General features: G+C 69.5%; 13 protein-coding genes and 1 pseudogene. 7 read left to right on the forward strand and 7 right to left on the reverse strand.

Going from position 1 to position 23929, the window contains the following annotated elements:
- Positions 1 to 399: 399 nt before the first annotated feature.
- From AC07A4_RS18645 to AC07A4_RS18665, 5 genes are all read right to left on the reverse strand, one after another.
- Entirely contained in the window at positions 400 to 4173 is a 3774-nt protein-coding gene (locus AC07A4_RS18645; RefSeq protein ID WP_478599659.1) for an nSTAND1 domain-containing NTPase, read from the reverse strand.
- A 162-nt stretch (positions 4174 to 4335) separates the two neighbouring features.
- Positions 4336 to 4710 carry a peptidase inhibitor family I36 protein gene (locus tag AC07A4_RS18650; RefSeq protein WP_478599662.1) on the reverse strand — a complete coding sequence of 125 codons (375 nt, stop codon included), beginning with the start codon at positions 4708 to 4710 and terminating at the stop codon, positions 4336 to 4338.
- 56 nt (positions 4711 to 4766) lie between these two features.
- Positions 4767 to 5240: a hypothetical protein gene (locus tag AC07A4_RS18655; RefSeq protein ID WP_478599664.1), complete on the reverse strand. Its 474-nt coding sequence runs from the start codon at positions 5238 to 5240 to the stop codon at positions 4767 to 4769.
- Positions 5241 to 6188: 948 nt separating this feature from the next.
- On the reverse strand, positions 6189 to 6710 hold the full coding sequence (locus AC07A4_RS18660) for an HD domain-containing protein (RefSeq protein ID WP_478599667.1): 522 nt from the start codon (positions 6708 to 6710) through the stop codon (positions 6189 to 6191).
- A gap of 419 nt (positions 6711 to 7129) precedes the next feature.
- Positions 7130 to 8401: a cytochrome P450 gene (locus AC07A4_RS18665; protein WP_478599669.1), complete on the reverse strand. Its 1272-nt coding sequence runs from the start codon at positions 8399 to 8401 to the stop codon at positions 7130 to 7132.
- Positions 8402 to 8927: 526 nt separating this feature from the next.
- On the opposite strand from AC07A4_RS18665, the gene AC07A4_RS18670 reads away from it, so the two are divergent.
- Entirely contained in the window at positions 8928 to 9611 is a 684-nt protein-coding gene (locus tag AC07A4_RS18670; RefSeq protein WP_478599672.1) for a HalD/BesD family halogenase, read from the forward strand.
- A gap of 284 nt (positions 9612 to 9895) precedes the next feature.
- The gene (locus tag AC07A4_RS18675; RefSeq protein ID WP_478599674.1) at positions 9896 to 10621 is read left to right on the forward strand and encodes a class I SAM-dependent methyltransferase; all 726 of its coding nucleotides are present in this window, start codon (positions 9896 to 9898) and stop codon (positions 10619 to 10621) included.
- Positions 10622 to 10905: 284 nt separating this feature from the next.
- Here AC07A4_RS18675 and AC07A4_RS18680 read toward each other — a convergent pair whose 3' ends face one another.
- Positions 10906 to 11856 carry a cupin domain-containing protein gene (locus AC07A4_RS18680; RefSeq protein ID WP_478599677.1) on the reverse strand — a complete coding sequence of 317 codons (951 nt, stop codon included), beginning with the start codon at positions 11854 to 11856 and terminating at the stop codon, positions 10906 to 10908.
- A 1425-nt stretch (positions 11857 to 13281) separates the two neighbouring features.
- Here AC07A4_RS18680 and AC07A4_RS18685 point away from each other — a divergent pair.
- The gene (locus tag AC07A4_RS18685; protein ID WP_478599679.1) at positions 13282 to 13704 is read left to right on the forward strand and encodes a hypothetical protein; all 423 of its coding nucleotides are present in this window, start codon (positions 13282 to 13284) and stop codon (positions 13702 to 13704) included.
- 755 nt (positions 13705 to 14459) lie between these two features.
- On the opposite strand, the gene AC07A4_RS18690 is transcribed toward AC07A4_RS18685, so the two are convergent.
- Positions 14460 to 15194, reverse strand: a complete 735-nt coding sequence (locus AC07A4_RS18690) for a dienelactone hydrolase family protein (protein ID WP_478599681.1) — start codon at positions 15192 to 15194, stop codon at positions 14460 to 14462.
- A 616-nt stretch (positions 15195 to 15810) separates the two neighbouring features.
- Between AC07A4_RS18690 and AC07A4_RS18695 the strand changes: the two genes are divergently transcribed.
- The 4 genes and pseudogenes from AC07A4_RS18695 to AC07A4_RS18710 all read left to right on the forward strand — a co-directional run bounded on the left by AC07A4_RS18695 (position 15811) and on the right by AC07A4_RS18710 (position 23929).
- Positions 15811 to 16242, forward strand: coding sequence for a DUF5958 family protein (locus AC07A4_RS18695; RefSeq protein WP_478599684.1), 432 nt, complete (start codon positions 15811 to 15813; stop codon positions 16240 to 16242).
- Between the two features lie 890 nt (positions 16243 to 17132).
- Positions 17133 to 17392, forward strand: a pseudogene (locus AC07A4_RS18700) (DnaB-like helicase C-terminal domain-containing protein); the annotation flags it as partial.
- 693 nt (positions 17393 to 18085) lie between these two features.
- Positions 18086 to 21451 (forward strand): hypothetical protein, encoded by a 3366-nt coding sequence (locus AC07A4_RS18705; protein ID WP_478599686.1) that lies wholly within the window; start codon positions 18086 to 18088, stop codon positions 21449 to 21451.
- 9 nt (positions 21452 to 21460) lie between these two features.
- Positions 21461 to 23929, forward strand: a complete 2469-nt coding sequence (locus AC07A4_RS18710) for a hypothetical protein (protein WP_478599688.1) — start codon at positions 21461 to 21463, stop codon at positions 23927 to 23929.

Below are 23929 nucleotides of genomic sequence, written 5' to 3' on the forward strand. Positions count from 1 at the left end.
GCCGAGATCCTCAAGGCTGCCGACAAGTCCCAGGACCCCCCGGCGGCTGAACGCCTCACTCAACGTAATCACATTCAGCGCTTCCAAACCCACGATTGCTCACCAACCGCTGACAACTACACCAGCAAGCACTGCTCACGCCTCTCAATGCCGCTGGCCAACGACCCGGGAGTGCTCGCAGAATCGTGGGCCCTAGATGATGTCTAGGTTCCGCGGTTTCGCGAGCATATCCACGTGTTCATGAGCACCGGTCGAGCACTTCCGTGTGATCACGGGCAGCGGCTAGGTTCAGTGATTGGCTCCAGGCAAGAATCTGGAGCCACAGGAGTCCGCTGAGGAAATGATCATCGATCGGCGAGCAAAGCCCGCCGCCCTGTCCTCCGAAGCCCCCGCAGCCAGTCAATTGCACGGTGTACCGATGGCTTTGGTGTCATACAGCAGGTGTTCTTGCGCGATCAATGGTGTGCCGGTCCGCTGGCAAAGCCTCATTGCGGTGGCCTTGACGTCGGTGCTCCAGCGACGGAGCGCGAAGTCGCCGGTAGCGACCAAGAATCCGCGCATGTCCTTGGTAAAAGCGCCGACGCCGGTTGTCCCTTCGACGCTCGCGATCTGGCGCGGGGCACGCGGGTTGCGGAGGTCCCACACTCGGGTCGGCCCGGGGGAGACTCCGTTGGTCGACAGCAGGCGTTCCCCATCAGGGCTGAGGTCGACCTGCCAGACAGTGCCCTTGTGACCGTCGAGAGCGGGCAGGCGCTTGGGGGCAGCAGGATCCGCGACATCCCATAGGTAGATTCGCTGGTCGGCGGAGCCTGCGGCAAGGATGTGCCCGTTGCTGTCGACGGCCAGGCTTGCCGCGCCCGGAGCGCCCTTGAGCCCTTTGACGAAGCGGCATCTGCGTGAGGCGCTGACATCCCACAGTTGCACTCCTGTGTCTGCGGTGCCGACGGCAAGAGTGCCGCTCTTGCTGAGAAATACAGTCGAAGACACACCCGAGACGCGGCAGGCTGTGCGTGGCCTTGGGGCGTAGGGGTTGGAGATGTCCCACACGACGACCGCGCTGTTGCCGCTGGCTCCGGTGACCAGGGTCCGGCTGTCGGGGCTGAACCCTACGTCGTTGATGTGGTTCCCGCGGTGCCCGTGGCCCCTGCCGAGCGGCTTCGGGTGCTTGGGGTCAGAGACGTTCCACAAGCACACGGTGGCCCAGGTCGACTCATCGTGCGGGTCGAAAAGGTCAGGTGCGTCCGTGGTGAGGGCGACCGTGCGTCCGTCCGGGCTGAAGGCAGCGCGGTTGAGGGGCTGTCCTTCGCAGCCGAGGGGCTTGGCCAGTGGACGCGGCACCCTGGCGGCAGGCAGACGCCACAGTCGCGCGGTGCCGTCATCGCTACTGGTGAGTGCCAGGGTGCGGTCCGGGCTGGTCTCGAGTGCGGTGATGCTCCCACGGTGTCCGTCCAATGGGGGGAGCGGGTGCCAGCGGCGGCTGCCCCCGGTGTGTATGCCGACCGCGAGCGACCTGGCGCCGGGGCCGAATCCTACTCCGACAATCTGGTCGGGCTGGTCCAGTGTCAGATGCCAGGCTGTGTCCCAGCCGCCATCGCGCCACAGGCCGCGGACGTGCCAGACCCGGACCTGAGCGTCAACGTCGCCCACCGCCAGCGCGGTCCCATCCGCACTGAAGGCGAGATCAGTCACGGTGCTGGCGGAGTCGTAGAGGCGTCGCGGCTTTCCCGGCTTGCCGTCCGGTGTGACGCGGGCGAGCAGGACGGGGTGGATTGTGGCCATGGTGTTCACGAGGGCCAGAGTGCGGCCGTCGGGGCTGAGTGCCACGGTCTTGAACTCATGTCGTTCGGCTGGCTTCGGGATCAGATGAGGCTGAGGGTCTTTGGGGTCGGTGACGTTCCACACCGTGGCCTCGTGGTCGCCTTCCACCGTGGCCAGGCGTCTGCCGTCACGGCTCAGATCCAAGTCAAGGATATGGTCGCTGCCCCGCCGCCACCGCTTGATTGATCGCGGGTGCGTAGGATCCGAGGTGTTCCACAAGGCCAGCCGCCCCGAGGATTCGCCAACGGCGAGTCGGCTGCCGTCTGCGTTGAAGTCCAGCCCACAGTAATCCTTCTGATTCCCGGTCAGATCACGGATGTGCAGCGGCAGGTGTCCGTCGCGCAATTGCCACAGCTGCACCGGTCCACCGTTCGCAGCGACGGCGAGTACACCGTGGGCACTCACCGTGACCCGGAGGATCGCGGTGCCGCTCACCCTTTTCACCGTCACCGGCCGGTGCGAGCTCTTCCCTTTCGTGTCCCACACCCGGATGGCGCCTTCCGCGGTTCCCTCGACGAGAATCCGTGCGTCCGGGCTGCTGCCCCATGCGGTCACCTTGGTCAGACCGGGGGTGATGTAGCGGGTGGCGTACGGCGGGGCGGACAAGCCCGTCAGCGCGCCTTGCGCCTGCGGGCTGCGCGCCGTCCCGTACGCGGCTAGGGCCAGGTGCGCCGCGAGTGCGGGGTCCCTCGGTTGTACGGCGTTGGCTTCCGTGCTCAGCCGGGCGGCGACCGCGCCCCGCTGAGCGAGGTCCGCGTGGTCAGCCTGCCGGTCGGCCTCGCGCTTGCCGTCCACAGCGAATGCGGCCGCGGCCACAGCGGTCGCCGCGAGCGCCGCCATGGCGGCGATGAATCGCCGCACGCGCCGGACGCCGCGCTGCAGGTGGCGATGGCTTGCCGCGAGGAAGGCACGCTCCAGCGCTCCGGCCCGGCCGGGCTGGCCAGCATGCCACTCATCCGCTGCGGCGAGTCGGGCCCCGCGGTAGAGATGGCTGGCGTCTCGTCCCGCAGCCTTCCATGCTGTGGCGTCGTCCGTAAGCCGCTGGCTCACCAGCAGTCCGACGCGGTCGGCGTCGATCCATTCCCGCAGCCGGGGCCAAGCGCGCAGCAGTGCCTCATGACTGATCTCGACGTGCTCGGTGTCGGCAGTCAGCAGTCGGGAGCGGGTGAACTCTTCGATCACGGTCTCGGCGCAGGCGTCGGCTGCCAGCTCGCCGCGCTGGGTTCGGCGTCGGGTGTCGTCGGTACCCTCTCCGATGCGCACCAGATCCAGCAGCACCGCGCGTGCGGTCTGCTGTTCCTGGGGAGCCAGCCGGGCGTAAGCACGCTCGGCAGTGGCGGCGACGGCACCGTGCACCCCGCCGGTGCGCTCGTACCCCACGACAGTCAGCACTCCGTCCTGGCGGTGTTGCCAGGTCGCGCGCAGAGCGTGAGAGAGCAGCGGTAGGGCACCAGCCTCGCAGGTAGGGCTGCCCAGGTCCCGCAGCAGCACCTCCGCCAGGCCAGGTTCCATAGTCAGCCCAGCCGTTGCGACCGGCTTGGTGATCGCCTGCCGCAGCTCGTCGCGGTTCATCGGCCCCAGCGGCAGAGAGCGGACCCGCAGCGCCTTGCGCAGCCCGGAGTGGGTCAGACAGTGCCCGTAGAAGTCGGCGCGCATTCCGATGACCACCGGCAGGCCGTCCGCCGCGAGACGGCACAGCTCGTCAGCGAAGGCATCGCGCTCTTCATCCGGAGCGAGCGTGAACAACTCCTCAAACTGGTCCACGACGAGCAGCGCATGGCTGTCCAGCGGTCGGTCGGATTCATGAGCGCGCAATTGCCGCGACGGCGCGGCAGTGGGAGTCAGGCACAGGACAGATGGTTCACCGGGTACACGACCGGGTAGCACGCCCTGAGCCACGGTGGGGGCGAGTCCGGCTTGCAGAAGGGATGACTTGCCTACCCCGGACGGACCGATCACCATCACCGGGTGCCCCTCAGAGCCCACGTCCCCCAACAGACACACCAGGTCCGCCAGTGCCCGCTCCCGGCCGAAAAACCACCGCGCGTCCTCGGCCCGGAACGGGGCGAGTCCTGGGTAGGGACAGGGCTCAGGGGCACGGGCGACCAGTGCCAGCAGCGCGCCGTTTGCCTTCAGTACCGCGTCACAGCGGCGAGCGAAGTCCTCATCCGGGCGCCGCAGCCCGTTCTCCAAGCGGCTGATAGTCCCCTTGTCTGTGTATAGCATTTTCGCCAGGCTCGCCTGCGACAGGCCCCTTGTCCGGCGCAGGCAGCGCAGTTCCGAGCCGAAGGACACCGCCCCCTTGGGTGCTCCGGAGTCCTCCGCTCCAGATGGTGAGGCACTGTTCTCCGTCATGACAGCTTCCCCCTTTGTCCCTGCTGCCTTCGTGGCCGACCGCCGTATCCAACGAGCGGCCATCAGCACGGGTGACGGCCACCGACTCACGAGGAGTCGATGACCGTCTTGTCCTACGGTGAACACCGGCTGGGATGTCGGGGGCCTACCGTTCGTCGCTGCTCAGCAGAAGAAGCCGAGCGACGCAGACCCGAGTGAGTAGAAGGAGATGGTGGTGACGCCCTTGACACCGCGATCAACCTTGGCGTCGTCACCGCCGCCGTTGGTTCCGCTGTAGATGCACCAGGTGCTCTGGGTGCGGTTCCAGGCCCAGACAGCCGGGCCCTCCAGTCCCTGGCCGCGGACGTCGTCGGATCCCTTGCGGTAGTACGCATAGCGGCCGGCCGTGTCGCGCACGCAGAAGGTGTTGGAGGGGCAGGGCTCGGCAGATGCCGTAACCCGGATCGGTGCCTCAGCGGCAGCGGTGGGAGCCACGGCAGGGACGACTGTCAGAAACACCGTGGCAGCGAGGCCGGTGAGGAGGGGGCGGACGGACATGGGAATCTCCTTGCGGGAAGTGGTGAGCGGCTTGCTCGGGCTGGTCGACGGACTGGTCAGTTGCTGTCCCCGGCCTTCCAGCCGAGGTAGTTGCTGAAGCGCGACAGCGACGTGAAGTGGTCGATGGCACCGTTGACGCCGGTCGACCAGTAGCCGCCCCGGCCGTCGGCCAGGCCCACGTGGCCGTGCCTGCTGCGGGTCTTCCAGAAGACGAAGGCGCCCTTGGGAGGATTGGTGTCTCCTGCGTGCTGAGCACCGTCGCTGCTGTACCAGTGGTCCAGCGCGTCCGGGTGGCGCGTGGACCGGTCCCAGGCCAGTCGCACCGCGCGCTCGCACAGCCCTTCGTACGCCGTGCTGCCGCGACGGTCCATAAACCAGCGCAGGGCGTCGTCGGCCGTCCGGTCTGCGGCCAACCGCACCTGCGAGACAACAGTCGCAGTAGCGGGGCCGGCCTGGACGATGCCCACAGACGCGGTCGACGCCAGCAGCGCGCAGCAGACCGCGGCACGCAGGCGGTTCCTTCTGATCACAGTGGTCACCTTTCGGCGAAGTGCTGAACCCGGCGTGATCTCGCCGGTGACAACACCATCGCCCTCCACCCACCGCCGCTGAGCCGGTTGCCCGTTGGCCCCTGAGACCGCAACCCGCAACCGCCAGTGACCAGCAATAACGCCAACTTCGAGAACTGGCCGACTGCCCGTGCCAACAGCAATGAAGAGGGGTGGGCCAAGACGCCGTCGTCGACCGTGCCGTCCGGGCCGCTCTCCCACCCCTCCGCGCCTTCCGACCCGACTGGCGCGAGACCCGGACAGCGAGTGGAACGCGGCGCCCCACGAGCTGTCCACAGCACACGCGCTGCCACCTATAGCAGCGGGTCCCCGGTTAGCGAAACCGGGGATCGCCGGATTGTTGTCCTTCCACCGCCCTCCCTTCAGTCCGTGGAAGGACCCTCTCGTGCCCCAAGCCGCCCGCCACACGATCCTGCTGCCGACACCCTCACGCCCGACCGGAGGTGAGTACAGAACCATCGCTACGCAGAGCGACCCCGATGGCTCCCCACTCAGGCGTTCTGCTCATGATCCGCTCCCTCGCGCAGTGCTCATCTCATGCGGAAACCGCCATCGCTGCAGGACCCAGTGCTCACGAAGCTGCGGTCCCTAGGCCCTGCTGTCCGAGCAGCGCGCGACCCGCGGATCGGCCCGCGGGCGGCCTGCGCCGCTGCCGCGCGGGTCCTAGACTCCGCCCGCCTGCGGCGCGACGCCATCCCACCCTGGACACCTCACCCCCGAGCCGCCCCGCAGGACAATGACCGGCCCACACCCCAGGACCCGAACACACCCCCGCCGCCGCGCACCGGGCCCGGACTTCACTGACCGGCCGGGGCCGATGGCCTTGACTCCCTGCCTGTCCCGGCCACGCGAGATGCCCGGTGTGCACCTGGCCCTTCCGCGCTACGCGAGACCGCTGCCCGCCGCAGGTCAGTCCTCCCGCCTCACGCCATGCTCGCTCAGTTCCGCCAGCAGCGACGGGTTGATGATGCGGACGATCACCGCGATGTCGTGCGGGTGCGCCACCGGCCACAGTTGGGCTCGGGCCGCACGGTACTTCATGGCGAGCGAGTCCCGTTTGTTCGGCGGCAGCAGGGCGGCTCGGTGCGGGCAGGAGTTGTGCGCGTTGTCAGCGATCTTCACCAGCACCGCCTGCGGGTCGGTGGTGATGCGTGCGATCTTCTCCTCGTACGGCATGCCGGGCACGTTCGTCACCGCCTCGACGATCTCGACCACCCGGGCCGGGACCCCGGCCTCCCGCAGTCGCTGGGCGGTCCAGTCGGTGTCCTCCACGATGTCGTGGAGCAAGCCCGCCATGACCAGTTCCTGCCCGAGCGGGGCGAGCCCCGCGGCCACGGCCCGCACGTGCGCGATGTAGGGCGCGCCACCCTTGTCGGTCTGCCCGGCATGGGCACGTACGGCCAGGAGGTCGACCTCGCTGACAGACAACATTCCCGCTCCCTTCCCCGCGGCCCGCGGGCCGCCCGTCTTGGTCGCACTGGCTTCTTGCCGGTGCGGAGCCCTTCAAGCATCGGTGTCTGCGCGGGGCATCTGGTCCCGCACCGCTGCCTGGGCGCTCGTGTGCCAGCGGCTGTGGTGTCGATCAGGTGTCCGTGCTCCCAGCCCGCGAGCACGCGTGTGCGGCCGCCGCTCGCCCTGGTGGCCTGGACGACGTCGGGGGCGCTGCCGTAAAGCCCGATCCGGGAGGTGAAGGCATCGCGGGCGGTATGAACCGTGACACGCTAGTTGGAGCCTGGTCGCGAGCGTTGGAACCAGTGCGCCTTGCGCCGACTAGGCGCACCCGCGTGTGCGGGACGTTCCCTGCCGGGCCTCGCCCCAGGGGGCGGCAGCCTGTGGGCCGAGGGCGTCTGTCAGGGGCCCGTGCCCGGATCACGGCGAGCGTTGTCGTGATGGCGTCGGCACAGTGCCTGGGCGCGGGCGTCGATCACCATGAAGCTCCCCAGGACGAGCTGGGTGAGGCTGCGGGTGACGTTCTGCCAGTCGTCACGGATCCGCATGAGGGCCAGCGCGGTGATGGGGCGTCGTGAGGACGGAGTGCGGGGCCTGAGGAGGCACGGGGCCCGGTTGGGCAGGGAACGGGTGTGGCCGGCGGAGGAGTACAGCGTGTAGCGCTCCAGGATCTCGGCTGCGACCGTGCGCAGGAACACCCTCGCCAGGTGACGGGCCGGGCACGGCCGGTTCCCTGGTACGCCGAAAGGGATGAAGGTGGCGTCCTTGGGCGCGAGGGTGAGCCAGCGGTCCGGGTCGAAGCGGTCAGGGTCGGTGAAGCCGGAACGGTGATAGGCCTCGTAGTGGAAGCACAGCACGGATCCGGTGGGCAGCGTGCCGTCCGCGACGTCGATCGGTCCGGTGGTGATCCGTTGCGCGATGCCGAACAAGGAGTACATGCGCAAGGTCTCGTTGATGGCGCGGTCGTAGAGAGCCGTGTCCGTGGGATCGGCGGCCAGGCGGTGCTGGATCTGCGGATGACGGGCGAGGGCGAGCAGGAGATGGCTCAGGGCCTCGGACAGCTGCCCCACCCCCGTGCCGAAGATGTTGCTCTGCAGGTACAGCGCTCGGCCCTGGCCGGTGAGGGACGGGGGCAGGTCGCAGCAGGCGGCTCCTTGCTGGATCTGCTCGTGCAGATAGGCCGTGAGCGCCGCACGCTTGCCCATATGGCGCAGCGCGGTGCACTTGAGGGCGTTGAGGAAATCGTCGGTGTGGCCGGTGACGAGGGGGAGGACACCGGGCGGGCAGGGTGTGTGGAAGGTCAGCTCGTGGAAGAACTCGGCGGCGATGGGCATCACCAGGTCCCTCAGCCGTACGGAACCACGGGGTGCCGGTCCCACCCTGTCCAGGACCCGGCGGGCACAGTGGCGCGCGAGGGCGTCGACGTCGCGTCCGGGGGCCGTGAGAATGCTCCAGGTGCAGCGGGAGATCTCCTCGTACAGCGGGCCCGTTTCGACCTGCTCCTGATGGACATGGGCGCCGGGTGAGACCCAGTACCAGATCAGGTCGGCCAGGCGGGAGCCCTGACCTCGTCCGGCCGCGTGCGGGTGTCCGTACACCGCGCGCAGGTGCGCGGCGTCGACGAGGGGACCGGGAACGGCGATCCCACTACGACCGTTGACGGCCGTGAACACATGCTGCCGCGCCGTGGTGACCAGGCGGGGAAGCCAGGCGGGGAAGCCAGGCGGGAAGCGTGGCCGCGGCGGCCGTGCCCAGCAGGGCGAGGGTGGCTCGTCTCCTCGTCAGCTCGCTGAGAGCGCGAGGCAGCGGATCCCGGCCGCCCGCCGTGCGGGGTGTTCGGGTGGCGGGCGGGAGCAGGGTGTGGCGCCCTCTTTGAGGGCTCGCTCTGGGGCTGGGGGCGGGGGAGGGCATGGGACGGTCGCACCGATTTCAACGAGAGGGCGGGGAACGGGGGCTGCTGCCCGCTCTACCCGCTGCCAGTGATCTTGGTGTGTGATGTCGTGGGCGTACCCGGTGATCACCATCCGCACGGCGGAGCGCACGACCGCCGATCGCGTGAGGCCACAACGGCCGCACTGTGCGCCGTCCGGGAGACCGGCGGGGGCTTTTCGGGCGATCCCACCCGGCAGAAGCGTACGGAGGCGCGCTTCGGGGGACGGTGGGTGCGTCATGTTTCCCTGGACGTGAGGGAGTCCGTGCGTGCAGTCCTTGCTCGACAGCGCCGCACTCGCCCCGGGCGACAGCGCCCGCGAGAGGTTCCGCGCGGAGGGCTATCTGCCGCTGCCAGGTCTGCTCGCGGAAGGCGGCCTGGCCGTGCTGCGGCAGGAAGCGCGACGGCTGGAGGCCAGCGCGCGGCGCCGCGACTTCACCATGGCGTGCATGGACGGCTCACCGCGCCACATGACGACACTCGGCGGACACGTCATCGCCCGCGAGTCCGAGCTGATTCCCCGCCTGTACGCCGACGCAGAGACGACGTCGCTGGTGAGCCGGATCACCAGCGCCGAGACGGTGGCCGTTCCCGACCTTCTGGAACGGCATGTGCTGAACGTCCTGCACTGCGAGGGTGACACCCACGGCGCGCACACGGACGACTACCCCTACGCGCTCGTGCTCTTCCTGGAGGCCCCGGACGACCCGGCCGCCGGCGGCCTGCTGCACTACGCCTCCGGGGCCGCGTCGCTGCGCGCACTGGACGACGACCGTGCCCGCACCGCCCACCACACGGCGGGTGACGGCTACCTCCTGCGCAGCGACACCACCGCACACCGCGTCACTCCGCTCACCCGTCCAGACCTGCGCCGCACCGTGCTGAACTTCGCCTACACGACCCCCGCAGCCCGGCCCCGCGCCACCGCGTCCGCCACCGAACTGTACGGATAGCGCGCCGAACCGCACGCTGACGAGGGCGCGGCGCGCGGGGTGAGCCTCGAGGCGGACACCGCCCGGAGTTGGTGAAGCACCGGCGTGCACGAGCCTGTGCGAGCCCTGGGGTGACGACACAGGGACCGTCGCACCGAGTGTGTTCGTGCCGCAGGGCGTCGCGTCATCCGTCGGCGGGACGCGCACCAAGGCCTTGGCAGACGGGCCCACAGGCGCCCCTCAAGTGGGTGAACCCACGGCGAGTACCTGCGCGGCGGCCGCTGTGCTGCACCAGCCTGGTCGCCATGGCGCAGCAGTATGACCGGATCGGAGTCCGGTTCGAGGAGTCGAAGTCCACGGCGGCGTTCTCAGCGGCCGACACGCACAGCCTGCTGCGCGAGATCGGGGACGTCGCCCAACGGCCGGTACTGGATGTGGCCTGCGGGTACGGCTTCAACACGCGGCTGCTGGCTGAACGTGGGGCTCGCCCGGTGATGGGCGTCGATATCTCACCCGAGATGATCCGCCTCGCCCGCCACCACGAACAGCTGCATCCGATGGATATCGAGTACGAGGTGGCAGACGCAGCCAGCATGCCCGCGTTCGGTGCCTTCGACCTGGTCACCGCGGTCTACCTGTTCAACTACGCGCCGAGCCGCGCTGCGCTGCAGGCCATGTTCGGCCGCATCCGCGCCAATCTGGGCTCCGGTGGGCGTCTGGTGGCCATCGTCCCGAATCCCTCCCCGTTCCCCGACGCCAACTGGGACGCCTTCGACGTCACCGTGCGTGAGCGGGTCCTGGGCGGTGACGCCCCGCTCCTCAAAGCGGCGTTCCTCACCGACCCGCCGACCCTGTTCGAGTTCTACGAGTGGCGGCGCGCCGATCTGGAAGAAGCGGCCGACACCGCCGGGTTCTCCTCGCTGGCCTGGCGCCCCGTGACCTCGCCGCCCGCCGACGACCACCACGACGAGTCGGTGTGGCGTGCCTACCGCGCCACCCCCGTCAGCTCGATCCTAATCTGCACGAGGTGACCGCCCAGGGGTCCCGGACCTGTCGTCACACCCCCGTCCGCATCCCGTTGTCGGCTCCGTCGGGGTGGTGGCCCGGTGTGGAGGGTTGGTGAGCGCCACCCGCTCGACCTCAACAGCCGCATCGGGGCAGAGAAGATGAGCGACGCTCGCGACCCCCGTCCCTGCCGAACGAGCTCGTGCATGGTGGGCAGTGAGACGTCGGCTCTCGGCTGATTGCGGCCAGGAGTCGCTCGTATCGCTACGTGGGCTGGGGCTGGGCCAGGCGTCCCGGTGCGGCGGGGCGGCTACTGCCGGGTGGCGATGCGGGCCATCGCGTGGCGCAGCACGCTCCAGGACAGGTCGGAGTAGGTGGTGAAGCTCTTCGCGGTGTGGTCGTGCTCGTCGATGTATGTGAAGACGTCGCGGGAGAGGACGGCCGGGACGTGTACCTCGGCGGAGGTTTCGTTTTCGTTCAGGTAGACGTGGAAGCTGGCGGCGAAGTCACCGGTGTCGTTCAGCAGCGTGGCGGGCTGCGGGCCGCCGTCGAGGGGGCAGTGGACCTTGTGGACGGCGTAGTGCTCTTTGGACAGCCAGGCGCACATGCCCGGGGTGAGGGTGGCCAGACCGTGTTTGTCCGCCTCCCATGCCAGCCGGTCATAGGACATGACATCGAGGCGGCCGGTCAGGCACAGGATGATCCCGGTGGTGTCGCCGTGGGAGTGGATGGGCGAGTAGTGCTGGGCCGGCCAGATCTCCAGCACCGCGGGAGATCCGAAGTCCGCACTCCAGAAATCGGCGGGGGCATCGCCGCGGTCGATGGCGAGATCGTCGTAGGTGCCGCGGCCGGTGCAGGCCACCCGGATGTAGGGCGGGTGTGTGGAGTCGACGGCGGCCTTCTTGATGAGGATCTCCCGCAGCAGACCCGCGCCTCCCGGGGCAGGCTCCTTGTCCGGCTTCCCGGGCGGCCGGGCGGCAGGCTCAAGAAGGGCGCGGATGGCCTGCACCTCCCAGGCCGCCAGGCGCACATGGGCGGCCTTGCGCACCAGGTCCATCACGGTCGGCGGCACGAGCAGCTGGCGCACGTACTCATCGAAGGACGAGGGCTGTTCCACCGTCAGCGAAGGCACCAGCAGCTCCGCCTTGACCCGCAGTTCCTTCTCCTCGACGGGGGTGATGTAGAAGGGGGGCCTTGCGCGGTCGCCGCCAGCAGGCGGGGGCACGGCGTCGGAGAGCGGCATGTGGGAGTTTTCGGTCATGCCGGGCATGCTGTCCGGCTTGCGTCACCGCTACGTCACCGTCCCTGACCAGCCGCAACCGGTGCGGACCGGGTGTATATCCGTGCAGAAACGACACGACCACGCCGCTAGCCAGACCGACCCATAGTGGGTGGCGGTGTCGGCGTGCGACGGGGGCGGGGGAGTGGGTCGTGGCGATGGCCCGGGCCCGCGTGTCGGCCTGGTACGTGTTGTCGTCGACGGTGACTGTTGCGCTGCCGTACGGGCCGTTGGTTCACCCCCGCCTCCGGCGGGTCGGCGGCGCGGAGAGCGCTGTCGCCGGGCCCGGGCGTGTGGCCGGGCCCGGCACCGCGCGGGTGGGCTGTCAGCGGACGACCTTGACCCCGAAGTGGTTGCCCAGGCCGAGGGCGAGGCCGATGGCGCTGTGCACGGTCAGACGGGTCGACCCGTGTGCGGTGACGAGCTTGGTCCCGGGATCCGGCGCTCAAGCGGGCTGCCGTGGCAGTTGTGGGCCGCCCACGACCGGAGGGGGCGGCCGCCTGGTTCGTATCGCCGCGCGCAACGGCTTCACCAGCTCGGACAGCTCCCCCGTGTTGTGGCGGTGTTGCCGCGGTGTGGAGAAGCGCGATGGGCGTGTTCTCACCACTCTCGGTGTGCTCCGTCCTCGCCACGAAGGGCAGCGGGCGCGTGCGGCGGCGCTCGGCCGGTACGGCGGTGTACGCCATGGCCCTCTCGCGTCACTCGTGCCCAGCGCTTCCGCCGCACCAGAGGAGCCGGAGCCTGCCCAGGTGGATGTCCACACACAGCTGGGCGGATGGATCGTTGATGTGTCGGCCGACAGCGCACAGTGGGTCAAGCTGGACCTCGTGGGTGGGGGTGGCCGCGGTGCCACAGGCGGAGGGGCGTACGCCTCGGCATTCGGGTTGCCCGGTGGCGATGGGGGTACGTCACACGAACGCGGTGTGCCGTGGAGAGGATCGGTCGTGGCGCGGACGCGACGTCGGGCCAGCGGGGGAGCGGTCCTGACGGCAGGGCAGGCGGCGTTGGCGGGCGGCCCACCCGTCGGATCCCGCAGTGCGCCGCGGACGTGGGCCACGGCGGCGGCTCGCCCTGCTGGGAGGACTACGTACGGCACGTCAGCAACGGGCTCCGGTCCACCCTTGGGCCAGGAGATCGGCAGGCATCCGGAGAGTAGGCGCACACCGGCAGGCCACCGCCTCCTCAGGCGGCCCGAATAGGAACCAGCCGGGCGCAGCAGGACCCCGTTCTCGATGAACGCGAGCCGGACGGTACCGAATCTTGTTCCTTACTCCACTGCCTTACTCGACGCCCCCGGGCGGGCTGACCACACGAAGGGCTCACCCGGTCCCGCAGAACAACGCAGGGAAGCTTGATTCGTGACTCCGGCGCCCAGTCACCAATACCTGGACCGGTCGTTAGCCGGTCATGAAGAAGATCCATTCCATTGGCAGGACCGCCTGGGCTCTCGGCGGCGCCATCGCGCTCATCACCACGCTCACCGGCTCCGCAAACGCCGCGGCCAGCCCTGCCACCCTGCTCGCGACCGTCAACATGCACACGCTCACCTGCTACGAAACCGAAGACCAGGACACCGGGGACGAGCTCTACCTCCAGGTCAACGGCCAGACGGTCTGGAGTTCAGCAGACACCATCACCTGTGATCACAACGCCCCGACGACTCGTCCGGTCAACCGGCTCGCCCAGTCCGGCGACACGATCTCCCTGTATGACGAGGACTCCCCGGACACTGACGATCACCTCGGCAGCGACACGATCGAAGGCGACAGGGGAACCCTGACCTTCAACCTGGACGATGCCCTGTACACCCTGGACTACGGCCCCGCGTAGAAGGCCTTGAACAAGGCCCACACTGGGGGCCCAAACGCCTCTCAACCCTCCCGTGGGGGCTGGTGGGCGCTGCCCAGCGCCCACCAGCCCCCACACGGCCGGACCACAGCAGTGATCAAGCTCCGCTGAGCAGAACAGGCCGGTCGTCATTCCCCGCGTTGTTCTGCGGGACCGGGCGGGCCCTTCGTATGGTTCTCGCACCAGGGGCGCCGAGTTCCCGCCGCCACCGGCGGCGACATGACCGTCTTCGGCACCCCAGACCGCCTCGCCACCTCTGGCGACCTGGCACTGAAGGTAAGCGCGCCACACCCAAGCCGTCCTCGCCCTCGCGCGCCGCCGCGTCAACGTTCTCTGGGCCCTCCTCCGTGACAGAGGGTGCTACGAGCTCACGCCACCGACAGCCCTCGCGGCTTGACGGACCGCATGAGGAATCGCTGAGACCAGTCAGCCTCCGACGGGACAGGACAGCGAACGTACGCATCACTCGTGGGTCAGCGCAGTGACGCCGCAGTAAACGCGTACATCCCGCCCTGGAAGACGGAACGGTCCGCCGGAGGCCGCGACTATCACGGCCAGGGCTCCTTCGTAGTAACTCCGTTAGGCGTAGTAACTCCGTTAGGCACTGCGGCAGTTGTGCATACGCCTCCGTGGCAGCGCTGCTGTCCGAATGCGGGTCCCCTGTGAGGGCTTGAGGGGAGGAGACTGTCAGTGCGCGAAGCTCACCAGTCCTGACGTCAGCATGTTCGCCTGGGTCATCACACCAGGTCTTTCGTCACGGGCAGGCACTCGGTGAGCAGGTCGACGATGTCGCGCCAGGCTCGCTGGGCGTGCTGCGGGTGGTAGCCGACGCCGGGGACAGTGGGGTGGTCGACCGGCGGGTGGTGGAAGGCGTGCAAGGCGCCGCCGTAGACCGTGAGGCGCCAGTCGACGCCCGCGGCCCGCATCTCGGCGGTGAACGCGTCGCGTTGCGCGGGCGGCATGATCGGGTCTTCCGATCCGACCCCGGCCCACACCGGGCAGCGGATGCGCGCCGCCTCGCCCGGTCGGCCCGTGGTCGTCGCGTTGACTGTCCCGATCGCGCGCAGGTCGACGCCGTCGCGCCCGAGTTCCAGGCCGATGGCGCCTCCGGTGCCGTAGCCGATGGCGGCGATCCGGCCGGGGTCGGTCCGGGGCTCGGCGCGCAACACGTCGAGCGCCGCGTGGCCGATGTGCCGCATCCGGTCGGGATCAGCGAGCAGTGGCAGGCAACGGGCCAGCATCTCCTCGGGTTCACCCAAGTAGCGCCCGCCGTGAAGGTCGAAGGCCAGCGCCACATACCCCAGCTCAGCGAGAGCGTCGGCCCGGCGGCGCTCGACGTCGCTGAGCCCCATGCCCTCTGGTCCGAGCAGCACCGCGGGCCGGCGGCCGACACCGGCCGGGAGCGCGAGGTGCCCGATCATCGTCAAACCGTCGGCCGGGTACTCGACCGTACGCGTCGTCATCGTCGTCATGAGACGGGACTGTAGTGATCGTCGAGCCCGGTCCGGGCGGTGCTCTGCCCCTGGCAGAACAGCACGGGTGTCCCTCTGACATACGGGACGGGCTCGGCGCTCAGGGCTTCACGATCATCTCCTTGCCCCTCTGGCGCGTATCTCGGTCGCACCCCATGCGTCCTCGCGATCCAGCAAGATCCACTGGCGAAAGCTCTCCTCGTCTCCGAACGATGGCACCCGTGGGTCACGGTCACTTCGCCACTCAAGATTCCTCGTCGCAGGTCAGAGCGACCACGTCAGGGACGACTCGGTGACACAGGACATGTGTTTCGTCGCCTGGGCCGGCCCATCTCGTCGGTAACCCCAGGCTGCTGGCCTCTCACGCCCCTGTTTGCCACACCTCAGTGGCAGAGTGGCGGCACAGCGAAGCTCCGGTGATGAGGATCTGTGAAATCGGCCAGTGTTGCTCTTCGTTCCCCAGCCGGTTGCTGCCGACAACGATGGCCGGGGCCGCCCGTGCTGTGTCCGCTTCCTCGGGAGTCGTGTGGCGGCCGACCTCGTGAACGAAGCCTGCGCTGCCTCGGGTGCGCGTATCGGCCTTCGCTCGGAACCGGCGTCATGAAATCATCAGGCGATGACCGAACCGAGCAGCGAAGATGGCCGCACCTTCCGGCGCGAGACCGAGCTGGTCGTCAACGAGATCGCCCAGGGGCTGCGCCCGTTGGACGCTGGTGTGAGCTGGTTCTCCCGCCTCGCCCCGCCACGCCAGCAGATGGTTCTGCGGGAAGTCGCTGGCTACGCGATGCAGACGCACATAACAGCTGCGGACGGCCGTGTGGGGGTGGCGCGGTCCGGTGTGAAGCCCACCGCTAACCCCTCGGTGATGATCTGCATGGACCCGCCCCGCTACGGGTTCGCGAACCTGCCCTCCGCCGAACACGTCAACGCGTTCCGCGTCCTCGTTTCGGTGTTCGCCGTTGCTGACAGTCGCCGCCGCGAGACGTACTGCAAAGGCGCCTGCGGACATGCATGGCACAACCTGCCGGCGGCAACCGAGCAGCCGTAGCATCGGCCATTCCGGCTCTGGCTGGGCTGGCGATCGGGCGGCACTCCCCGGGTGACACCCGTCCGCGGGTTAGCGTGCTGCGGGCGGGGAGAAACGTGAGCCGGTCTGGAGAACCCCTGAGCACCGGGTGGGGAAATTCAACGAGCCTCATCACCAAGGCCAGGGCGGTACGGCGGGGTCTCCCGCCGAGCGCCACTGCTCGGGGGCGGCTGGTGGTTCCCAGCAGGGAATGACCCATCCGGACCTGATGTCGCGCGCGGTCGCGGCACGCAGACATGCTGCCGGGATGGAGTACGCGGTTCTGCTGTCCGCGAAGGAGCGACCGCTGGCACTGGTCGAATACTGGCCTCACGACCGTCTCGGCCGACGGGCAGGTCGAGGTGAGGTCCGAGTTCGCCGGGCCGAGGGGAGCGACGACGGAGCCATTGCGCCACGGCCCAGATAGACGTGTCGCCGCACGCCTGGCCAGCACGCCCAGCCTGCAAGGAGCGCGTCATGCCACACCGTGTCATCGCGGCTGTTCCCCTCGCCTGCCTGCTCACTCTGGTTCCCGCCACAGCACACGCGCGAACCGCCCCCGAACCCCCCGGCATCGGCCTGCCTTATCGGCAAGTACGTACCGCAGCTCCCTTCCCTGCTGCTGCAGCTTGACGGTGTGTGCAAGCGCCTCTCCGATTCGCTTGCCTTCGACAAGTACGGCGTGGGAGTTACGGGAGGACCTGCTGAAGGCGGGTTCTGAGTCATGCGCCCAACTCGCTGCCGGACTGGGCCGCGGCAAGGTGCGGCACGGACTGTCACGGTGCCCGCTGTCTGGTCTCGCACGCTGCCCGCCCGTTCGGCGGCGGCTGTGGTCAGCGGCTCCACTGGCTGAGGGGCTGCACATGCCGATCGTCGCCGTGTCCAAGCTGAACCGCGGTCCCGAGCAGCGAACGACAAGAAGCCTCAGATCAGCGACCTGAGAGACTCCGACGCCCTGGAGGACAATGCCGACCTCGTGATCCTCCTCCACCGGGAAGGCGCCTACGAGACGGAGTCGCCCCGTGCAGGTGAGGCCGACCTGATCGTCGCCAAGAACCGCAATGGCCCCACGGCCACCATCACCCTCGCCTTCCGGGTCCACTACTCCCGGTTCGTCGACATGGCGCAGACCTATGCGGGTACCAGCTCCACCGCGATTGTTGAGAAGGGGAGCACAGATTACCGAGCACGTTTTCGGGGCGTGGCCCAGTGTCGCCGTAGCGGGTGATCCGGACTTCCAGCCGGTGCCAATGTCGGCGAACCATCAGGCTCCAGCGCTTCGCTCCGAGGCGGTTGGCTTCCTTGGCCATGCGACGCATGGCCAAGTTCGAGGTCGCGGCGGGTGCGGCCGGAATTTGGCGACGTCGGCGGATTCGTTCATGCCCGGGCGGAACCCGGTCCGGGAGGCGAGGCGTCCGGCGGTGCGAGAACCCCTGATCTTGAGGATCTTGAGGTCGTGCTCACCCTTGTGGGGGATGGCGGTCAAGGGGTGGCAGTGGGACGCTCGGGAGGACGTTGAAACCACCACACGTGTCACTGGAGAGCGTCACTGGAGAGCCCGGTTCGCGTAGCGCGGCCGGGCTTGCGCCGTGAGGCGGCGTCGATACTTCGAAGGCAACTGCACAGCCTTGGTCCATATTTCGCAGGTTCTTGCGCGGGAGTGCTGAAGAGGCTCAAGGCACCGCGGGTGGCGTCGGCAGCGGGTCCGGTGCGGGAACGCTGGCCGACGTAGACGGCGGCGGCTTCGGGAGCTCCAGAACTTGTTGAGGGGTTCGGCGTCGGTGCAGTCTGGGAGGGGCAACGCTCCTCGACGGGGAGTTCTCGCATGTCGATGCAGTCCGATGATCTCGCCATGGCTGGCCTGGGCATAGTCGATGACCAGCCTCAGACGCCGCTTGCAGCCAAGCTCGGCGACGGCGTTCATTTGCGCTGGGCGTTCCGGTTTGAGCGCGGCTTCCCCTGGCATGGCTACTACCTTTTCCGGCGCGAGCACCGGCGCGGTGAGCCCGTGTGCCTGTTCGAGCGGGACTTCGAAGATCTGCTTACGGTGCCGGCCAAGGCCGTGGCGACGCCGCTCGGTGCGCTGCGCAGCGATGCGGAGCTGCGAGTCGAGAGCGCGGCGGGGCACGCCGGGGCCGACCTCAGCCAGGGGTCGTACGTGCGGCTGCGTCTCGCGCCCGCCGCCCGAGCGTACGCGGTGGAGGTCAGCGTCGGGTGCCGGGAACGGGCGACGGTGCGGTGCCGGGCGCTGGCACCGGAAGGCGTCGTGGTCGCCGAGGCGGAGCTCGAGGGCCCGCCGGGCGACACCGGCACGATCGAGTTGCGCGCCGACCGCATCGCCGTGATCGAGATCGGGCCCGCGCCCGCGGTGCTGTTCCAGCTGTGCGTGTATCCGGTCGGCAGTGCCGTGCAGGGCGGCTGGAAGGACCTGCCCAAGTTCTCGTACCCGATGTGCCTGCCCGTGGCGCACCCCGACTACCCCTGCCCGTCGAAGCCCACCGACCCCAATGCCGCCCTGGCGCTCGGGCTCGGGCGCGTCTCCTACGGTGAACCGGAGGTGTGGAAAGACGAGTTCCCTTCGGTGCACCGGACGCTCGAGGCTCTCGTCGCCGGCGGTCCGAGCCAGCCCATGCACCTGCGGCAGGAGCAGGTGCCGGTCGTCGATCCACCGGACGGCGCGCCGGAACACCAGGTGCAGCAGCCGCTGGCGATGGCGCTTCTGCCGACCGTCCACCCGGCGTTCGCCCAGCTGATCGGGCTGTACTTTCTGGACACGACGGCCGAGGACCTGGTCGCGTACGACTACTTGATCCTGGCCGATCACACCGGCGTGCTGGGCGGCAGCGCCGGCAGGGCGCTGGAATGGCTGGCCAGCACGCCGGATTTCACCGCGGTCGACGGGTGGATCTGCTTCGGCCTGGTCCGGAAGAAGTCGGATCCGCTGGCGCCGCCGGCCGATCCGCGTGCGTACTCGCTGCCGGACGCGTCGGGCGCGGCCGACGTGCGTACGGTCGCCGGGCTGACCTGGGATGTGGGCCGGGGCGCCGACGGGGCGCTGATGGCGGGCAGCCCCGTCATGTACCACCTTTGGCGGGTGCGTTTCGGGGCGGACGAACCGGGGCAGCCCGCGCCGGAAACCCAGTACGTTCCGCTCACCGAGAAGGCGCCGGTGCTGGTGACGATGCCCGGCGGGTCGCCGGGAGCGGAGCCGTCGCGCTCGTCGCCGTGGCCGCCGTTCCGCATCCATACCGTGGACCGGCGGCTCGAGGAGGGCTGGTACAACCACCGCGTCAGCGGCATCGACCTCTTCGGCCGGCACAGCGTGCCCAGCGAGCCGGCCCGGTGGTACCAGTGGGAGCCGGAACCGCAGCCGGTGCCCTGGTACTACCAGCAGCCGCCCGGCACCCGGGCCGTGCACGACTTCGCGATCCGCATCCTCGACAAGACGCCACCGCCCCCGCCGGCGGGCGTGGCGGCCACCCCGCTCGACCCGCTCGACCCCATGGTGGTCAGCGACGACGTGTACGACGCATGGCGGGCCGGCCTCAGCGACGCCGAACGCGAGACGCTGGTCGGCATCCGCGTGCGGTGGCGGTGGCCGCTCGCGCACCAGGCGCAGGCGCCGCGCACCCGCGAGTTCCGCATCTACCTCGACCTCGGCGCCGACCTGCCGACCGGATACCCGGCGCCGCGTGCCTGGCAGGTTCGCCGGTACGTCGTCGGCCGCGACGAGTTCGTCCGCGCCACCGCCGACGCGCTGGAGTACGAACTCGTCCTTCCGCGGGCCACGGACCCCGACCGTACCGGCTTCGAGGCCGTGCCCAGCCTCGCCGATCCGGTGCGCTACGGCCACCTCGCGGTCACCGCCGCCGACGACCGCGACCACACCGTGGACGATCCGAAGTGGTCCGGCACGCCGTTCGGCGACCGGCACGGCAACGAGAGCGTCATCGCGGCCCCGGCCACGCTGTTCCGCGTGCTGCGTACACCTCCTCCACCGCCGGAGCCCGTGCCCGCGCCGGCCCCGAAGGTCTTCGCCTCGCGGGCGGACTACCACGGCATCTCGTACTACACCTTCCGATTCCGCCCGACGGCGAACCTGACCGAACACGTCTACCGGGCCGTGGCCCAATCCGTCTTCGACGTGGACTGGGCGTCGCGCCCGCGGCCGCCCCTCGACACCCACGACACCGGCCTGTTTCCCGACGCGGCGGAGGACCCGCGCTGGGGCCAGCCGCTGCGCGACGCCGTGGCGGCCGAACTCGACGCGCTCAACGAGGCCGCCGACCGGACGGAGGCCGCGGAGATCTACCGCGGCCTGTCCGACGACGCGCTGCGCATCCTGGCCGGCCTGCCCGGCAACCACGCCGCCTTCACCCAGCGCACGCAGGAGCCGCTCGACCCGGCCGATCCGCGTCACCGCGACCGGCGCGGTCCGGACACGCCCGACGACTACGTGCCGAGCGTCGACCGCCGCGCGTATGTCGACGCCCTGGACGGCGTGAGCACGAGCCGGTACCTGTACCGCTCGGCGGCCGTCGACGGCGCGTACAACCGCAGCGCCCTGGCCATCGCAGGCCCGCCGGTCTACCTGCCCGATGTCATGCCGCCCGCGCCCCCGCGCGAACTGGTCGCCCAAGGGGGTGACCGGGCGATCGGGCTGCGCTGGCGGTCGAGCCTCGAAGACGACCTGGCCGAATACCGGGTCTACCGGCAGGCGCCCGGCGCTGCCGAGCCCGAGCTCGTGGCGACTCTCGGCGAGAGTCGGCCGCCCGCCGACCGGCCCGCCCGGGTCGACTGGACCGACGCCGACGTGGAGCCGCTGACCACCTTCTCCTACCGGGTCGTCGCCGTCGACGCGAGCGGCAACCGGTCGGCGGCGACCCGCCCGATCGCGTCGCGTGCCTTCGACGACGCGCGACCCGACCCACCGGTCTGGGGGCCCGCCGCCATCGACCCGAGCACCAACACCGCGACCCTGACCTGGAGCGGCCCGGACCCCGCGCTGCGCTCGCTGGTGCAGCGCTACGCCGACGCGATCGGCTGGGAGGCGCTGAGCCCCTGGCTGCCGCGCGGGGACACCGGCTTCGTCGACGACCGGCGCGAGCCCGGCCTGACGTACCGCTATCGCCTGCGCGTCCTGGACGCGCAGGGGCGAACCAACCGCGCCCACAACGAGTTGCTGGCCTGAGAGGCTCCTATGCCGACGACCGTGTACCTGCCCGTCAGCCGGCCTTCGGATCCGGCGGCGCTGACCGAGCGGTATCCGTTCGGCAACTCGGCGCTAGGGTTCCACACCGACCTGGGCATCGGCGTCGCCGCGTCGGCCGCCGACAGCCTGCCGCTGCTGGCCGTGGTCGACGGTCAAGTGCGGGTCCACCGCGAGACACCGACCGCCACCACCGTGACCGTGACGCTGATCGGCATGGCCAAGGTGCAGCGGGACCTGAGCGTGGTCGTCGGCGAGAACGTGGTGCTGTTCGTCTACCGCAATGTCGACGCGCAATCGGTGGCGCAGGCGCTCCAGCCGGACATCGCCAAGTGGCTGCAGAAGCAGACGGCGCGCGGTGTGCCGATGCCGCCGCTGGCGCAGGTGCTGGACGACTTCCTCTCCGGCCTCTTCTACGGGTTCGCGGCGGCGGGCGAACCGATCGGCAAGGTGGCGGCGGCCACGCCGACGTTCGGCTTCGAGGTGGTCTACCTGCCCAACGGCCTGATCAGCGACGAGGGCTTCCAGCGGGCAGTCCAGCTGATCGATCCGGCGCGGACGAGCACCCGTCGGCTCGACCCGACGATGCTGCTCAAGCGGGTGGCTGCCGGCCAGCACCCGGAGCTGGTGCTGGCGGCCCAGCACGCGGGTCATCCGTTGCTGGCCAAGCTCAGCGAGCACGTCCTGGTGGAGCTGCGCGACGAATACAACGAGCCGTTCAGCGGAGTCGTCGACGTGACCGTGAACGGCTTCCAGACCAGCATCAACATCCCGGCCGGCGACCGCGGCATGATGCGCTTCGCCGCCGGTGCGTCCATGCAAGTCACGCTGGCCAACCGCGTCTTCACGGATCTGCCCAACGGCCGCGCGGCACGGGCGCGGCCGAGCCGCGTCTTCGTCCGGCCGGAGCACTGGCAGCTGCAGTCGATCTACATGCGGGACCGGGACGACGCCGACAGCTGGTTCGTCGCCACACCCAGCGCCTTGCCCCGATACACCGAGGGGAACAAGGTCACGCCGCTGCTCGACGGACTGCCCACCTTCCGTGAAATCGTGCCGGTGATCCGGCAGGCGACCAACGGCACGCACGCGATCCGGATGGCCAACTGGCGCATGGACTCCGAGCTGCCGCTCATACCGGGCGACGCGAGCACGACCCTGCGCGCGCTGCTCACGGCGGCCGCGGCCAAGGGAGTGCAGAGCACGGCGCTGCTGTGGCAGGGCACCCTCCACGGCCACCTCACCAACGGCAAGGCGAGCTGGTTCATCAACCACAGCCTCGACGACCCCACCGGCAAACGCGTCGGGTTCTCCATCATGGACGATCAGTATCCGGCCCGCGGCTCGCACCACCAGAAGTTCCTGGTGGTCCACGGCGAGAAGGGCATGGTGGCGTTCTGCGGCGGCATCGACTACGGCGAGAACCGCCTCGACGACGACCGGCACCTGGCCCTCGAGGGCTACCACGACACGCACAGCAAGGTGGAGGGCCCGGCGGCGCGCGATCTCGACCGTACGTTCACCGAGCGCTGGAACAACCACCCCAAGGTGACCAAGCCCGGCTCCGCCTACCCGGTCCTGGCCAACCCGCCCACGCAGACACCCGCCGTCGGCAGCCAGTTCGTGCAGGTCACCCACACGTACGCGCCGCGCTTCAGGTACCCGTTCAGGCCGGCCGGTGAACTGGGCACGCTGAACGCGCTGCGCCGGGCGATCCAGAAGGCCAAACGGTTCATCTACTTCGAGGACCAGTACGTCACGCCGTACGCGAACGACAAGCTCGATGGCTCGGGCGACCCCCTGGGCATCCTGACCGACCTGCTGGCCGCGCTCGACCGCATCGAGTTCCTGATGATCGTGCTGCCCAACCACGCCGACGCGCCGTTCAACCGGCGCTACCGCTACCAGTTCATCCGGGCGCTGCGTCACAAGGGCGGCGACAAGGTCCGCATCTTCTACCTGGCCCGCGACGACTTCACGCCGGTCGGCCCGGAACCGCCCGACCCCGATCCGAACGAGACCGACTTCGCGGTGGTGACGCAGGGCACCAATCTCCAGCCCCTGGGCGGGTCGGGCGGCAAGAAGTACCGCAAGGAGATCTTCGTACACAGCAAGCTCTGGATCGTCGACGACGTCTACGCGAAGATCGGCACCGCGAACGTGAACCGCCGCAGCACCACGTTCGACACCGAAGTGGACCTGCACATCATCGACGGCGCGCTGGACCGCGGCGCACGGTCGGCCGCACTGGGTCTGCGGGTGCGGTGCTGGGCCGAGCACCTGTGCCTCAGCGGCCCCGACCTCAGCCAGCTCGACGACCCGGTGTTCGCCCTCTCGCTCTGGGACAACCTCTTCGGCGGGCGCATCAAGCGGTACGACGAGGAGTCCGACGGCGGCAAGGGCGGCCTGTTCGGCAAACGCGGCACCTTCGACAACGTCGTCGACCCGGACGGGCGGTAG

It is taken from the genome of Streptomyces sp. NPDC043996, assembly GCF_056435225.1.

What these genes read in the sequence shown, in the direction of transcription:
- AC07A4_RS18710 (WP_478599688.1), top strand. Translation starts at nt 21,461, where the DNA reads ATGCCGACGACCGTGTACCTGCCCGTCAGCCGGCCTTCGGATCCGGCG.
- AC07A4_RS18650 (WP_478599662.1), bottom strand. Translation starts at nt 4,710, where the DNA reads ATGTCCGTCCGCCCCCTCCTCACCGGCCTCGCTGCCACGGTGTTTCTG.
- AC07A4_RS18680 (WP_478599677.1), bottom strand. Translation starts at nt 11,856, where the DNA reads ATGACCGAAAACTCCCACATGCCGCTCTCCGACGCCGTGCCCCCGCCT.
- AC07A4_RS18690 (WP_478599681.1), bottom strand. Translation starts at nt 15,194, where the DNA reads ATGACGACGATGACGACGCGTACGGTCGAGTACCCGGCCGACGGTTTG.
- AC07A4_RS18660 (WP_478599667.1), bottom strand. Translation starts at nt 6,710, where the DNA reads ATGTTGTCTGTCAGCGAGGTCGACCTCCTGGCCGTACGTGCCCATGCC.
- AC07A4_RS18705 (WP_478599686.1), top strand. Translation starts at nt 18,086, where the DNA reads ATGTCGATGCAGTCCGATGATCTCGCCATGGCTGGCCTGGGCATAGTC.
- AC07A4_RS18675 (WP_478599674.1), top strand. Translation starts at nt 9,896, where the DNA reads ATGGCGCAGCAGTATGACCGGATCGGAGTCCGGTTCGAGGAGTCGAAG.
- AC07A4_RS18645 (WP_478599659.1), bottom strand. Translation starts at nt 4,173, where the DNA reads ATGACGGAGAACAGTGCCTCACCATCTGGAGCGGAGGACTCCGGAGCA.
- AC07A4_RS18685 (WP_478599679.1), top strand. Translation starts at nt 13,282, where the DNA reads ATGAAGAAGATCCATTCCATTGGCAGGACCGCCTGGGCTCTCGGCGGC.
- AC07A4_RS18695 (WP_478599684.1), top strand. Translation starts at nt 15,811, where the DNA reads ATGACCGAACCGAGCAGCGAAGATGGCCGCACCTTCCGGCGCGAGACC.